The sequence below is a fragment of the Solitalea longa genome (assembly GCF_002920915.1).
GTDB lineage: Bacteria > Bacteroidota > Bacteroidia > Sphingobacteriales > Sphingobacteriaceae > Solitalea > Solitalea longa.
Map to the genome: position 1 here is coordinate 211,748 of NZ_PQVF01000004.1, position 15,324 is coordinate 227,071.

The window sequence follows — 15,324 nt, forward strand, 5'->3', positions numbered from 1 at the left end:
GATTTAATATTTGTAGTTTTAACATAATGCAGAAACTTCATTTCAGGATAACTTCCATATCAAAACATCCAGGCGAGGTCGTAACATTTTCACTTGAGCCACTTTCAGAAAGAAAACCGGATTTTATTTCAGGACAATTCCTCTCAATTATTCTCCAAACAGCCAACAAAGAACTGCGAAGATCTTATTCAATATGTAGTTCGCCTTATACTAATGAACCGATTACTATTGCTGTTAAAAGAATTGAAAATGGTGAAGTTTCGAGAAAGTTATTTAATGACACGAGGGAGGGTGATGTTTTAACAACTCTTGAGCCTAATGGAATATTTACTTATGAGCCCATAAAAAATAGTAAACGAACTATTTTCTTGTTTGCTGCCGGAGTTGGCATTACTCCATTGATCTCTATGTTAAAAACGATTTTGACCGCTGAGGATCAATCGAAAGTTGTTTTGGTTTACAGTAATCGGTCGCAGGCATCAACATTATTTTTTTACGAGCTAAATAAATGGCAAAGCAATTACTCTAATCGATTTGATTTGATCTATTTATTTAGTGAATCTCAAAATCTGATAAGAGCAAGATTGAATAAAATACTAATTCAGGAAATAATTTCTGAGCATTTAATTTTTGAGAAATCTGACGCACTGTTTTATACCTGTGGCCCTATAAGTTATATGGATGTTTGCAGATTGACATTACTGGGAATGGGGTTCGGACAATGGCAAATTAAGCGGGAAACTTTTTTCATTTCAGCTGATGATGGTGATGAAGATGACGAAACGGAAAACATACCAACTGATACAAACACCTACACTGTTCGAATAATTTATCAGAATCGAAAAACCGATGTGGATATTCCCTACCACAAAAGCATACTCGATATAGCTCTCGAAAATAAAATCGATATGCCATACAGCTGCCGATCAGGTATTTGTGGCACATGTACAGCTTTTTGCAGCCAAGGTAATATTAGGATGGATTATAATGAGGTTTTAACAGAAAATGATATTGAAAAGGGAAAGATATTGACATGTGTGGGTCATCCAACTGTTAACGGAACGGAAATTTGGATTTAGTAATAGCCATTGGATAAGAAGTTAGTCTCAAGAAATAAAAATTGCTACTATTTGAGAATGCAATTAAAACACCTGATCATTTCTTCAGCCAAAAATTGAGTTTCTTGTTAAAATGTGATTCCAACAATTGATAACCTACCGGTATTTCATAGTGATCGCTTTGATAGGTGGCTACTTTGGTACCTGATGGACGACCATTAAGCATTTTATGCAATTCATCGGTATAATGTTGATATAAACCCGAATTGGTAGCATTGTTATCGATAAGGTAATCTTCATCCTCTACCAGGTTCTCAAAAAAGGAATTATAAAAATAGAAGTGTTGATAATGATCGAAGTTAAGCTTGGTAAAATCACCATGGATAAAAGAAACATTTTCAATTTCTAAAATCAATTTTACCTTTTCTGCCTCATTAATTAATTCTTTGCGCTGTTCAATTCCACAGAAAACATTCTTTTCAAATAAATTGGCGGCTATAAAGCAAAACTTACCAACTCCCGAACCTATATCCAGTATTTTTGATCCAGGGTCTGCGGCTAAAAATGCCGAAGCTTTCTGTGCCACGGCCATGGGGGTCCAGTGTTTACCCGATAGTTGTTGTGTTTTGAGGGAATATAAACTATCAAATAGTTTATTGGAGGAAAAGTAGTCAAATGCTGCCGATGAATTGTTCATACTTTTGATAGCCTTATTTATGCAACAAAAGTACTATCCTCACACCAATTATTAATTATAATCAGTAAACACCATCAATAGTCTTAATAAAACAAAAATCCCCACCTTTAATTTAGGTAGGGATTTCAGTTAATATTCGTCTTCGTTAAACAAGAAGTCGTCTTTTGTTGGATAATCAGGCCAAACTTCCTCAATGGTTTCATACGGTTCGCCGTCATCTTCCAAAGCTTGTAAGTTTTCAATCACCTCAACAGGCGCTCCCGAACGGATAGCATAGTCGATTAATTCATCTTTGGTAGCAGGCCAAGGAGCATCTTCAAGGTGCGAAGCTAATTCTAGTGTCCAGTACATAGGCAATAGATTTTAATATGGTTAAACAGAATTTTCTATATTTTTGCGAATATAAAATAAAAACGATTACTTGAATAAAAAAGTTTTTTTTATAATAATTATCTTATTATGAGAAAAAAATAATTATTCGATTTGCATTTTAAACCCTTGGTATCCAAATATATTCATCAGCCTTAAGATCCTGCGCAAGTTTACGACCTAAAACAAATAAATAATCGGATAATCGATTCAGGTATTTAATCACCAAGTCATTGACAGTACCCTCTTCTGCCAATTCCACCACTAAACGTTCGGCCCTACGGCAAACTGTTCGGCCTAAATGGCAAAAAGATACGGTTGTATGCCCCCCTGGTAACACGAAATGTTTTAAGGCAGGCAACTCCTCATTCATTCGATCCATTTCTTTTTCCAGCAACTCAATATCTTCTTCATGAAGATCAGGAATTACCATTTTCGATTTCTGCGGGTCAGAAGCCAAAGAAGCTCCCACTGTAAACAATCGATCCTGAATTTCTTTCAGAATAGCCTTATGGTGCGTGTCAATTGCCTGATCACGTATTAAACCAACGTATGAATTTAGTTCATCAACCGTTCCATAGGAATCGATACGCAAATGATGTTTAGCCACCCGAGTACCTCCTATTAATGCAGTGGTTCCTTTGTCGCCGGTTTTGGTATAAATTTTCATTTTAGCTTTCTCAGTTCTTATTAAAACCTATAAAAGATAAATAGGTTTGATCTTTCAATAATCAAACCTATTTAAAATAGTATAAATATCTTGTGGTTATAAAATTTCTGCAGCTTCTTTTAAAGCACTGCGAATATTGGTATTCAGGAAATCATCTTCGATTAATCCGTCGCGTAAACGAATAATACGATGTGCATGCTTAGCTATATCTTCCTCATGGGTTACCAAAATAATGGTGTTGCCTTTTTTATGAATTTCTTCCAGCAGGCCCATAATTTCAATAGAAGTTTTGGTATCGAGGTTACCAGTAGGCTCATCGGCAAGTATAATTGAAGGATTATTTACCAGAGCCCTTGCCACGGCAACACGCTGACGCTGCCCTCCTGATAGTTCATTAGGCTTATGGGTAACGCGATTTCCCAATCCCACATCTTCAAGCGCTTTTTGAGCCCTTGCATTTCGTTCATCCTTTTTAATGCCGGCATAAACCAAGGGTAAAGCAACATTATCTAACGACGATGAGCGAGGTAATAAGTTAAATGTTTGAAAAACGAAACCGATCTCCTTATTTCTAACTTCAGCTAACTCATCATCACTCATGCGGCTTACATCAATTCCATTTAATATATATTCACCCTTAGTTGGCGTATCTAAACAACCCAAAATATTCATCAAGGTTGATTTACCTGAACCAGAGGGGCCCATTAATGCTACAAATTCACCCTTATTAATAGACATTGTTACCGAATTCAAAGCGTGAATTACCTCCGAACCGATAACATACTTTTTACCAATGTCTGTAATTGAAATTAAAGCCGACATATTTTTCGATTAGCTGTTAGGTATCAAATCTAAATTAAAAGTAATGTATTGAATATTTGTATAAATAAAATTACAATACGGGAAAAATTAAATTGAAAGCCAAAACATTAAGAGCTTCTAACTTTTAATTAAAGCCCTATTCTACTACTTACTGTTCAATTACTTTGGCTACTTTTATGAAGTTTTCATCAGCATCAGGAGCATTTTTCAGTGCCTCCTCATGCGTAATTTCTTGCTTTACCACATCCTCACGAAAAGCATTGACCTCTTCTGTTAAATAAACCAATGGCTCTACATTGGAAGTATCAAGCTCATTTAACTTTTCCATAAAGGTTAATATCCTACTCATGTCGGCAACACTCTCATCAACATTCTCAACGTCGAGCCGTGCTAAGTGCGCTATCTTTTCTACTACGTTTCTGTCGATCTTCATATTCACTTAATTTACTGTTTATTACCTGATGAACTTTATGCTTTAAAATTTCATCATCTTCAACTGTTAACCCAACGGTTTCGATAGGTTGATGTACAAATATATCAATTACCCCGGGACGGGAACCAAATTGTTTTCCGTCATCAAAGAAAATTTGCCAGGCATTGGCAATGGTTACCGGGACAATCGGTGTTTGCTGTTCGATGGCTAATCGGAAAGCTCCGTTTTTAAACCGATGTAATTTAGGTGGGAAATGATCTAATATCCCTCCTTCCGGAAAGATGATCAAACTCATACCCCTGCTAATATTGGCCGCCGCTTTTTTAAATGCTCGATATGACGACAGTTTACTTTCGCGTTTAACCGCAATATCAATCGTTTCAAAAAAGATCCGCAATACAGGATTGGTTTTCAACTCATCCTTACCGATAAAGTGATGGTTTCCCCGACCAATCAGCAATAGTATAGGAATATCGAGGAATGAGGTATGGTTCGGACAAATAACATAAACAGCATCTTTATTCAATGGCTGTTCTGTTTTTATCCGCCAGAATATACCGCTCAACAATAAGGGTAATGCCGCATTTATCTTTCTGAAAAAATTTAATGTTTTATAGCGTTCGGGATTGCGGGAAGTGTAATAAAAAAATGGATAAAATAAATAAAACACTAAAGCCGTAAGCGCAAAATAATAGTATAGGTGTAATTTTCTCAATATTGTTGCCACGCTTCAAATTTATACGTTTTACCTATTAGGTTTTAGAGTTTGAACCGAAAAAATGCAGAAATCTCAAAATTCAAGCTGTTGCATTAATAATTCCATTCACTGAAAACAATTTTTCAATCTCTTTTTTTACTTTCGTGCAATGGAAACAGTAGTAAGTGGTATACGTTCTACCGGAAATTTACATTTAGGAAATTACTTTGGAGCAGTAAAAAACTTCGTTCAAATGCAGAGCGAGTACAATTGCTTCTTTTTTATAGCTGATTATCATTCGTTAACAACACATCCGAACCCCGCTAATTTACATCAAAGTGTTCGCCAGGTTTTGGTGGAATACCTTGCTGCAGGGATCGATCCTGAAAAAAGCACGATTTATATACAGTCGGATGTGCCTGAAGTAACAGAGCTTTATTTGCTGTTAAACATGAATGCGTACATGGGCGAATTGCAACGTGCAACATCATTTAAAGATAAAGTGCGGGCCAATCCAAACAATGTGAACGCCGGTTTATTGACCTACCCTACTTTAATGGCTGCTGATATTTTATTGCACCGTGCTACTAAAGTTCCGGTGGGTAAAGACCAGGAGCAGCATTTAGAAATGACCCGGACATTCGGAAACCGTTTCAATACTATGTACGGCAACGAATATTTCCCTGAGCCTTTTGCCTTTAATTTCGGATCGAAACTGGTAAAAGTTCCAGGTTTAGATGGAAAAGGTAAAATGGGTAAATCAGAAGGCGAAGGCAATGCTGTATTTTTAGCTGATTCGCCGGAAGTGATCCGCAAAAAAGTAATGCGTGCATTAACTGACAGCGGACCAACTGAAGCGAACTCGAAAAAACCAGATTATATTCAAAACTTATTTGATCTGATGAAGCTTGTTTCTGAAAAAGATACGATCAAGCATTTTGATGAGGCATGGAAAAACTGCAATATCCGCTACGGTGATTTGAAAAAACAATTGGCGGAGGATATGATCACCTACCTTACACCTGTTCGTCAAAAAATTGAGGATATTGCTGCGGATGAAACCTACCTACGACAGGTAGCTCGTCATGGGGCCGCAAAAGCCCGAGAAAGCGCTCAGAAAACCGTTCAGGAGGTAAGGGAAATTATTGGTATTAAACGATTCTAAAACAGTTATAAAAACAGCTAATTTGAGAATGTGCTACAATTTTCATTTTCAAATTATCAAATTGATTAATAATCAAACCATCTATGCACATAGCGATTGTTGGAAATATAGGGGCCGGTAAAACAACGTTGGCCGAACTGCTGGCCAAGCATTATAACTGTGAAGCCCTGTTTGAAACCGTTGAGGATAACCCTTATCTCGAAGATTTTTATAACGACATGAAACGATGGTCGTTTAATCTTCAGATCTATTTTTTAAATAGTCGTTTTAACCAGATACTTGATATTGAACGCAATAAACGTTCGGTGATTCAGGATCGTACCATTTATGAAGATGCTTATATTTTTGCCGACAACCTGCATGATATGAGTCTGATGACTTCGCGTGATTACCAAAATTATATATCCATTTTTAATTCGATCAAGCAATTCATTAAACCACCAGATATTCTTATTTACCTGAGGGCATCGGTTCCTACGTTGGTAAGTAATATCCAGCAACGCGGGCGTTTATACGAAGCCGGCATTCGTCTTGATTATTTGAGCAAATTGAATGAGAAATACGAAAAATGGATAGGTGATTATAACGAAGGTAAATTATTGATCATTGATAAAGACAAGGTTGACTTTACAGGAAATCCGGAAGATCTGGGCTTGGTGATCAACAATATTGAAAAAGAATTCCACGGTTTGTTTAAATTCTAAACAATTATATCAAAAGCTAACATCGGCTTGGCTTTCAAGAAAAAACTCCGTGAATTGATCGCGGAGTTTTTTGTTTACTCTTGAATAGATTCTTATTTATCATTTTTTAATGCCTTCTTAAGTAACTTTCCCAATGATTGTGTTGCAAGCTATTAAATAGGTTCAAATTTCAATTTGCTGGTCGCCAGCGCTGACGGCAAGCCTGTGTTACAAACAGTTTCACTCTACGCGTCTATATACTGGAGAGGATTCTCCACCAGAGGCAAAAAATGGAATCACGATAAATATCGCTGTTCCTCCATGTGATTCAAGTACAATTAAATCCTTGTTTTTTGTTAAGCCGATTGCTCTTTTATATGTCCCAGGACCCCATAAAAGGGGGAAACATGGTTTAAAAAAGTCCACTTGAGCTTTAGTCAGAAAATACCCGTTTTTAAACTTTCCCTGTATTGTTTTTTTCCTAACCAGGGAGTCTTTACGATAGAATTCAACCGACATTGAACGATTTGTTGGTTGAATTAACTTAAAGATTATACTGTCATTGTGTATTTCACTGGAGTATTTCTCTTCTCCATTAACTAATAGACTAAATAAGGGTTCATTTTGTGTATGTCTGTTATGATACATGCCAATAAGTTGATGTGAATTTGTATCACTTAGAATGATGTTAGAACAGCTTGTTTGGTCGTAATTGATACTCGCACAAGATGTTAGTTCAAGTATAGATATAATAAGAAGTAATTTGAGATCTATATAATGTGATGTCATTGGGTTCGCTTTTTAAAGTTGCCTATAACGTTTCAGCTTGCCGAAGACGCGGTGAAAATACCTGCGTCATTCTCCGCCGTTGCGTAATTTATTAATTAGGTTGTACGTTCAATTTGCATTTCTATAGCGCTTATGGCAAGCGTTTATTATGTGTAGTTGCTATCACTGAGCCAATTTATAAAAGTCCATTTCTTTTATTAAACTGTCAGCCCTAGGACTTGAAATTACTTCACTATTAAATGAATTCCCAACTCCAATGTCCGCTCCAAATACGTTTACAACCCAATCTTCCATTTCAGGAGCGTTCTGTTTTTTCAATTGAACTGTCTTGCCACAACTATTTAGTTCTGTTCTTACTTTGTCTATGCCGAATTTGCCAATACATAGTTCAATGTATCGATCGTGAATTTTACTGTTCCAAGCCTCGACATTTGCTAAGAATGGTTGTAATATCATTATAGCATTTTCTTTGTCTTTAAGTTTTTCATAGGCATACGAACAAAGAATTGCAGAATTAACTTCATATTGGAGATATCTGTTCATGTCCGAAAATCCTTTTAACTGTTTAGGTCGTTCGTTAAGATAGAAGTCAACTATGTTTTTATAAAATTTCCCAGCCTTTTCTTTTTGTCCTAACTTGTCATACTGAATAGCTGTTTTGGAAAGGTCTATTAAATTATGAGGAGTTGTCAATGGGTAATCATGCTGCAGAAAAGTGAAAATTCCAGTCTCAATAATTGTTGTGTCCAGTTTTGAATTTACAATCATTAAAGTATCGGCGCTTTCAATAATAGTGTCACATTGATGATATAAAGTTTCTAAAAAGTCGAAATTATCTGACTTACTATTTGTCGAAGTGTCCTCCGTTTTTCCGTGATTACAGGAAAAAAGTCCAATTGTTAATATAATAGCTATAAACTGTCTCACTGTCTTTTTGCAATTACACATAACAAGTCGCTTTACGCAACTCATTGCGTGTATTTAATAGTTAGTTGTGTATTTAACTGAATAACTCATCATTTTCATGGTGAAATTGTATTCAGGTATCAGTACTCTAAAATAACTATTCGTTCATCTTATCCAAATACAAAACCTACAGCAAAGCAAAACGCCCAACCGAAAGATTCCGATTGGGCGTTCAGTTTTTTTATTGAATAGTTTATTTAACTGCCAATGCTTTCTCAATCATAAAACTGATGTAGGCACGGTGTGCTTTGGTTTGCTCATCAGGCGAAGCTGCTGTAGCTAAACTCGTTTTAATTTTCTTTAATGCATTATAAGCTGCTGCTTTTGAAGCATTATCATAACCTGCAGCCGGCAGCGCATTTACCACATTGCTTAACCCTTTTACATACTCGGTTTGTAAGTTCTCGCGGTACAGATTTACCGATGTTTTTAAGTCAGCATCGAAAATTGCTTTGGTTAAGTCGTTAAGTACTTCGGCAACCGAATAGGTATTTCCATATAAACCCGAATTATTGATACGAGTTAAAGTAGTAGGATGAAAGAACTGCGCCAAGATAGTTTGGTGTACCCCCAAAGCAGTGCTTTGTGGTTTATAATCTTCAGGGCTTCCAAAGAAATTAAAACCACGACGCTGCATTTGCATATAAGGGAACAAATAGCTGTCGGCAGCATAGGCATTTGGTGCAAACACATACGTACTTAATACCTCCATTGCTTTTTTCTGCTTTTCCTTTGGCACTACTGTAAATGGCTTGTTCGGCGAATTTTGCCCGATAAAGCTTCTATCTACATACACCCCGCCAATATAACGGCTTACGCCATTGGCCATAATCACTCGCTGATTCACCAAAAGACCATAACGGTTGCGTAGTTCAGCGTATGATTGTCCGGGTTTACTGTACTTATCTTTCAGCTTGCCCATCATTGTATTCACCAGTATGAAACGATCCTTAGCATAGGTGATCATATCGTTACTCATGTCGTTGATCATCACGCGTGGATCAATACCATTTCCGGGCGAACGCATGTCGTCGGCATCATTACCAAAGGCCAGCTGAGGATCAGTGCTTCGGCTTAAAATTTTATCAATACCGTTTTTTTCTTCAGATGGCGCAAATGGTGTGTATCCAAACTGAATGGCCCAAATATCATAAGGACCTACTTTAGTGGTGTAATAATCGCCTTGTTTACTACGGTCGTTAGACACGTTAATAGCCGGGTAATCCATTACCGAACCTTGCAACCCTATTTTATGCGTGATTTCCTTGTTGTTTACTTCGGCAGGACTTAGCATTATACTGGCTTTCATGTTGTGGTTTAAGCCCAGCGTGTGGCCCATTTCATGCAAGATCAGGTAATACAAAAACTGCTTATGCATTTCTTTAATTTCCGATGACCCCGCTCCCATCATTTCGGCCATACTCATACCGGCGGCATACTGTGCTTTTAGTTCAGTAGCCATAGAGCAGAAATGAGCTTTTCCTTTTATATCCGTTAATAGCTTTTCAGGAGCATCTGCCGAAGGAGCCGAATTGAACAGATCGTCAAACACAGGTGTTGAGCTGCCCGAGCGCCATTCAACGGTAATATCGGCACCTAAAATTTGCCCGGTACGCGGATTTACAAAGCTAGGACCAATGGCACCGTATTGAGGATATGGCGAAGAAACCCAACGAATAACATTATAGCGAATATCAGCCGGATCCCAACTTGCGGTATCAGGCATAATTTTCATTACCACTGCATTTTTAAAACCTGCCTTTTCAAAGGCTTCGTTCCATTTCTCACCAGCCTCAACAATGGTTTGACGGTATTCAACCGGAGTACTGTTCTCCACCCACCATACGATTGGCTCCACCGGTTCACTCACAGCTGCAGACGGGTCTTTCTTTACCAAATTCCAGCGATTGATCACGTCTTTGTAATCGGCCACTTTAACGGTTGTTAAATTATCTACCTCCTGGCTGAAATAGCCCACGCGAGGATCGTCAAAACGGGGGCGGAAATCATTTTTAGGCATTTCGAGGAAACTGTGTTGCATACGAACACGGGTATAGCGTGCATCCGTAATGTCTTTACCTCCGCCGTTTAAAGGTGCTGGGTTATCATAAGCCAGGTCAACCACCACGTCGGTATTATTTGGATAGGACCTCAAGTTAGAATACTTCGACTTACCTGCATTCAGATTACCTAAATTAAAAACTGCTCCCGGAGGAACGGTTGGTGGTAAAATGGGTTTCACCTGATCGAGCTTGTCGCTAAGGAAAAGCCCATCGACAGCTACCAAATACCCCCCGGCATCTTCAGCTACAATTTTATCGGCATAAAAAACCGATTCAGCCACATCCACATCGGCAGCTTTGCTTACGGCATTTGCCGGATCGTACCAAAAGTTGGTGTTTACCTGCGAGAACTCCAATTTATCATAAGATTTCTTGATCTTAAATACCCAAGTGGTTCTGATCATGTTCTGATTCAAAAACAAAGAAGTGGGGCCGCCCATTGAAAAGCTCTGATAGATAAACTCCTTGCCGAGCTGGTCTTTCTTAATGTAAAGCTGCATGGTGCCTTTTGCCGTATCGAGATAAAGGGTAAACAAACCTTCAGATTTAGCACTGCCTTTGATCTTGTCAGTTATTCCTGTTTTTGCAGGTGCTTTTTTAACAGTATCTGCAACGGCATCTTTGTTCTTTTTATCGTTTTTGTTTTGAGCAGAAAGATTAAAACTGCATAATACTACTGGCAACAGTAGCCAGACAACGTTCTTAAGTGATTTCATTCGGTGATACTTTAGTAGATTGGTTGGAAGATAACTTATTTACATGAAAATTATTAACTAAAAATTTAAGGTATAGATTAAACTCAACAAAACGAAAGGATAATAGAAAGTAGATAAGGTTGTTACAAATAATGAAATAATTAAGGAAGACTAAAATTGAGGAACTTTTAAAAAACAAATTCCATAGCTAAAGTGAGGCCGCACAGGATATCTTAATTTTTTATATGAAGGGTGGACCTACGGCACTCAGGGTTAATCTTGTTTTTACACTTAACATCGGGTCGATGACCCTCCATTTCATGTACTTTAAAGAGATACTGCTTATATAAACGTACAATCACTACACTATTAACCAAATATAGAACTCACAGGAAGACCTTTTTGCTTAAACAAAACAAATTTAAGGTCAATAATCTTAACTAATAAGCAAGAGTATTGTCAATTAAATCAGATTTTTTAATTGAAATATTACAGAAAATTGTAACTTCCCCATGCCATTAGCAGATATTCTAAATGATTAAAAATGAGAAATTTATTCCTTTTGTTATTGTTCTTGTTAGTGAATTCTAATTCAAATGCTCAAACCGTTTTTTTCGTTTCTAAAATTTCTATCTCTGAGAGGAATCTCTTAAGTTTCTATTCTTCGCTCGAAGTCGATAATTCGCAAGTTTACTTTAATGCTAACGACTATAGGCTTTATGCTTTTGACAAAAAGACCGGCAAAGAAAATTGGCAGTTTTATTTGGCCAACAAATCCAACAGTGCCCCCATCATCTATAAACAAACAGTTATAGTAAATGAGCATGTAAGTGAGTATAATGACAAAAGTACTCAGCTTAATTCCAAAACAGGATTCGCTATCCAAACATTGAAAATTGATGAGATTCTAACAGCTCCCCTATTTAAGGATTCTATTATGTACTGCACTGGATTGTATAAAGGCGGAGCTATATTAGCATACAACCTGAAGAAAAATGAAGTTCTCTGGAGTAGATTCATCGCACATGGGTCTACAGTACAACCCTACTATTTAAAAGATAAAATCATTGCCAACGCTGAAGGTGACAAGTGGTTTGAATTAGACTACAATGGTAAACTTATTGATGCTTCCTTCAAATTCAAATCAGAACCTTCTAATCGATTAACTCACAATCAACAAAAAATCTCAGAAAATTACTTTAATAACGATGACAATGTTGTTATTAAATATATGAACGACAAAACGATACTTTTGAGTGGAAGTGAATTAATATTCATTAACAATAAAAATCAAGTTTCCAGGAAATTGGATTTAAATAAAACACTGAAACTCACTAATGCTTCTAATGGCTATAACAATTTTAAAAGCATTCTTAAAGTGGGTGACAATGTTCTATGGATCTTTTACCAAAATCGTTTGATGATTTACAGCTTGAAAAATAATGGGATTGTAAAAACGATTGATTTGACTAAATGGAAGCCTCATAGACTAGTAGCGGATAAAAACGATTTGTGGCTTATTTCCAGAAATGATGGTCAATTGTATGGGATTCACATAAATTAATTAAAAAAGAATAAAACTATACCCTATATAGCAGACACGCTTCTACAATTGAAATGGAAAAAGTAGGCACATTTGTGGATTTACCTAAATAACGAAAAGGTTCCTTCCTGTGTAGAAAAGTGATTTTAATATTACACCAGAAACATTGCTTTTTTATGAACATTCACCCGGATATAACGGTTAGAAAGCAGAAAATCACGAATAGATAATAACTATTTTAAAGTTTCAATAAAAAAAATGAGGCTGTCTTGACTTTTGAGACAGCCTCGTTTTTCTCTGATAGCTTTCCATCTTTAATCAACTGTTAAAAACTTAACTCCGAATCTATAAATCAATTCTCGATTCGTAAATCTTAAATAATTAAGCCTTTCCTCCAAAGCAACAAAACCGCCTTTTCAGGGGCGGTCTTGTTGATTGTTAAATAAACTTAGCTGTTATGTTGTTGGATTATTTTCCTGCGTAAGCAATTGTTTTTTGCTGACGGATATCTCTTGATGAACCTCCAACCAATACATCGAAGTTGCCGGCTTCAACCACCCATTTATTTTCTTTGTCGTTGAAGTAATGGAATGCTTCGTCATTCAGATCAAACACCAACTCTTTAGATTCTCCTGGTTTTAAAAACACTTTTTGGAATGCTTTCAATTCCTTTTCAGGGCGTTTTAAAGTTGATTTTTGTTGTTTAATGTATAACTGCACCACTTCAGCACCTTCCATTTTACCGGTATTGGTAAGCGTTAATTTTGCAGTGGCTTTATCACCGTTAACAGATACATTCAAATTATCATATTTAAAGGTGGTGTATGACAATCCGCGGCCAAACTCAAACTGAGGATCTACCTTATAAGTATCAAAATAGCGGTATCCAACGAAAATATCTTCTTTATAATGGGCTACATTATTAACACCCGGAAAATCACCGAATTTATGTGCCGGAGAATCCTGAAGTTTTTTAGGGAAGGTCATAGGCAGTTTACCTGATGGGTTAACCTGTCCGAAAATAACCTTCGCTAAAGCGTTTCCGCCTTCCATACCTGCATACCAGCCTTCGAGCACACCTTTAGCATCGCCAATCCATTGCGTTACATCAATTGGCCCGCCTCCAGTTAATACTACCACGGTTTTAGGGTTGGCTTTTAATACCGCTTTGATCAATTCATCTTGACCAAAAGGCATATCCATGTTAGGTTTATCTACCCCTTCGGCATCGTAAGCGTTATCATCCCATTTAGCATAATCATAGCCATGGGTCCATCCTACTACCAAAATAGCCACATCTGATTTAGCTGCCAAGGCCACTGCTTTATCGATCATTTTCTTATCAGCCTGCTGACCTCTTTCAATTTTATATCCTTGCGAATACTCTACTTTAACCGAATTCCCAACCAGGTTTTTCAACCCTTGCAAAGGAGTGATCTCGTATTTAGCTTTTACCTGTGAACTTCCGCCTCCCAAAGAGTTTGGACGATCGGCATTTTGGCCAATAACAGCAATTGATTTGATCGCATCTTTATTTAATGGAAGGATATTGCCTTCGTTCTTCAAAAGGACAATACTTTCTTCAGCCACTTTTAGTGCTGTTGCCTGGTGTTCTTTTGTATTGAAACTACCCGACTGGCGTTTACCGTCGATCATGTTTGTTTTATACATGATGCGTAAAATGCGGCGAACCTTATCGTCGATCAACGAAACTGGAACTTTTCCTTCTTTAACAAACCTCAATAGCGAATCGGCCATGAAGAATTTATTGTAATTAGGGTTTGGCAACATACTTAAATCAGTACCCATTTCAAGATCGGTACCGTTTTTAACCGCTTCCATGGTGTTGTGCACTGCTCCCCAATCGCTCATCACCACACCTTTAAAACCCCATTCACCTTTTAAAATTTTATTGATCAAATATTCATTGTGAGTGGCATATTGTCCTCTGAACTTATTGTATGAACCCATAATGGTGTTCACATCGCCTTCGGTTACAGCAGCTTTAAAGCCCGGAAGATAAATTTCACGTAAGGCACGTTCGCTCATATAAACATCAACAGTGTTACGATCAACTTCTTCGTTGTTTGCTGCATAATGTTTTACACAGGCCGAAATACCCTGATCTTGTACACCTTTGATATAACCAACAACCATTTTAGAGATCAGGTAAGGATCTTCGCTCATGTACTCAAAATTACGACCGTTCAATGGAGAACGAATGATATTGATACCAGGACCTAAGATCACATCTTTACCACGATAATTAGCCTCGCTTCCGAGAACTGAACCAAAATCATAACCTAATTGCGGGTTCCAAGTGGCAGCCAGTGAATTTCCTGTAGGAAGATAAGTTGCTGCATCATCTACGTCCTTGTCCGGTGTCCAGTCGCGGCCATGCTCAATTCTTACCCCATGCGGGCCGTCGGAGGTAACCAATTCAGGAATACCCAAACGCTCAACACCTGCCGATGTAAATGAAGAATTAGCATGAATCATCCCGATCTTTTCTTCAAGCGTCATTTGACTGATAAGCGCACTAATTTTATCTTCTACGCCCCCGGATGGTTTTTGCTGTGCTTGCGAACAAGCCGACAAAGCTGCCGAGGCAAACATAACCGCAGCACACCAACCCTTAACTGTTTTAAAACTGTATTTCATATTATATAACCTG

Annotated in this window: 14 protein-coding genes; 4 read left to right on the plus strand and 10 right to left on the minus strand. The window is 37.4% G+C overall.

Going from position 1 to position 15,324, the window contains the following annotated elements; translation table 11 throughout:
• Positions 1 to 26: 26 nt before the first annotated feature.
• Positions 27 to 1,079: a ferredoxin--NADP reductase gene (locus C3K47_RS06695; protein WP_103788352.1), complete on the plus strand. Its 1,053-nt coding sequence runs from the start codon at positions 27 to 29 to the stop codon at positions 1,077 to 1,079.
• A gap of 76 nt (positions 1,080 to 1,155) precedes the next feature.
• Here the strand turns inward: C3K47_RS06695 and C3K47_RS06700 are convergent, their stop codons facing one another.
• From C3K47_RS06700 to C3K47_RS06725, 6 genes are all read right to left on the minus strand, one after another.
• Positions 1,156 to 1,755, minus strand: coding sequence for a class I SAM-dependent methyltransferase (locus C3K47_RS06700; protein ID WP_103788353.1), 600 nt, complete (start codon positions 1,753 to 1,755; stop codon positions 1,156 to 1,158).
• Between the two features lie 129 nt (positions 1,756 to 1,884).
• Positions 1,885 to 2,106: a DUF2795 domain-containing protein gene (locus tag C3K47_RS06705; protein WP_014680377.1), complete on the minus strand. Its 222-nt coding sequence runs from the start codon at positions 2,104 to 2,106 to the stop codon at positions 1,885 to 1,887.
• Between the two features lie 139 nt (positions 2,107 to 2,245).
• Entirely contained in the window at positions 2,246 to 2,794 is a 549-nt protein-coding gene (locus tag C3K47_RS06710; protein WP_103788354.1) for a cob(I)yrinic acid a,c-diamide adenosyltransferase, read from the minus strand.
• A gap of 96 nt (positions 2,795 to 2,890) precedes the next feature.
• On the minus strand, positions 2,891 to 3,616 hold the full coding sequence (locus C3K47_RS06715; protein ID WP_103788355.1) for an ABC transporter ATP-binding protein: 726 nt from the start codon (positions 3,614 to 3,616) through the stop codon (positions 2,891 to 2,893).
• Positions 3,617 to 3,764: 148 nt separating this feature from the next.
• Positions 3,765 to 4,049, minus strand: a complete 285-nt coding sequence (gene gatC, locus C3K47_RS06720) for an Asp-tRNA(Asn)/Glu-tRNA(Gln) amidotransferase subunit GatC (protein WP_103788356.1) — start codon at positions 4,047 to 4,049, stop codon at positions 3,765 to 3,767.
• The gene (locus C3K47_RS06725) at positions 3,991 to 4,776 is read right to left on the minus strand and encodes a lysophospholipid acyltransferase family protein (protein ID WP_103788357.1); all 786 of its coding nucleotides are present in this window, start codon (positions 4,774 to 4,776) and stop codon (positions 3,991 to 3,993) included. The genes gatC and C3K47_RS06725 overlap by 59 nt, the downstream gene beginning before the upstream one ends.
• Before the next feature lie 139 nt (positions 4,777 to 4,915).
• Between C3K47_RS06725 and trpS the strand changes: the two genes are divergently transcribed.
• Together trpS and C3K47_RS06735 are read left to right on the plus strand one after the other, a co-directional pair.
• Complete coding sequence (gene trpS, locus C3K47_RS06730) at positions 4,916 to 5,911, plus strand: tryptophan--tRNA ligase (RefSeq protein WP_103788358.1); 996 nt, start codon at positions 4,916 to 4,918, stop codon at positions 5,909 to 5,911.
• Positions 5,912 to 5,994: 83 nt separating this feature from the next.
• Positions 5,995 to 6,615 (plus strand): deoxynucleoside kinase, encoded by a 621-nt coding sequence (locus C3K47_RS06735; RefSeq protein WP_103788359.1) that lies wholly within the window; start codon positions 5,995 to 5,997, stop codon positions 6,613 to 6,615.
• A gap of 219 nt (positions 6,616 to 6,834) precedes the next feature.
• Here the strand turns inward: C3K47_RS06735 and C3K47_RS06740 are convergent, their stop codons facing one another.
• From C3K47_RS06740 to C3K47_RS06750, 3 genes are all read right to left on the minus strand, one after another.
• Positions 6,835 to 7,383, minus strand: coding sequence for a hypothetical protein (locus C3K47_RS06740; protein WP_103788360.1), 549 nt, complete (start codon positions 7,381 to 7,383; stop codon positions 6,835 to 6,837).
• Positions 7,384 to 7,545: 162 nt separating this feature from the next.
• Positions 7,546 to 8,310, minus strand: coding sequence for a hypothetical protein (locus C3K47_RS06745; RefSeq protein ID WP_133159343.1), 765 nt, complete (start codon positions 8,308 to 8,310; stop codon positions 7,546 to 7,548).
• Between the two features lie 232 nt (positions 8,311 to 8,542).
• Positions 8,543 to 11,128 carry a zinc-dependent metalloprotease gene (locus tag C3K47_RS06750; RefSeq protein WP_103788362.1) on the minus strand — a complete coding sequence of 862 codons (2,586 nt, stop codon included), beginning with the start codon at positions 11,126 to 11,128 and terminating at the stop codon, positions 8,543 to 8,545.
• Positions 11,129 to 11,651: 523 nt separating this feature from the next.
• Between C3K47_RS06750 and C3K47_RS06755 the strand changes: the two genes are divergently transcribed.
• Positions 11,652 to 12,671, plus strand: coding sequence for an outer membrane protein assembly factor BamB family protein (locus tag C3K47_RS06755; protein ID WP_103788363.1), 1,020 nt, complete (start codon positions 11,652 to 11,654; stop codon positions 12,669 to 12,671).
• Between the two features lie 447 nt (positions 12,672 to 13,118).
• On the opposite strand, the gene C3K47_RS06760 is transcribed toward C3K47_RS06755, so the two are convergent.
• A complete protein-coding gene (locus C3K47_RS06760) occupies positions 13,119 to 15,311 on the minus strand; it encodes a glycoside hydrolase family 3 C-terminal domain-containing protein (protein WP_243392505.1) in 2,193 nt (730 codons plus the stop codon).
• Positions 15,312 to 15,324: the final 13 nt, after the last annotated feature.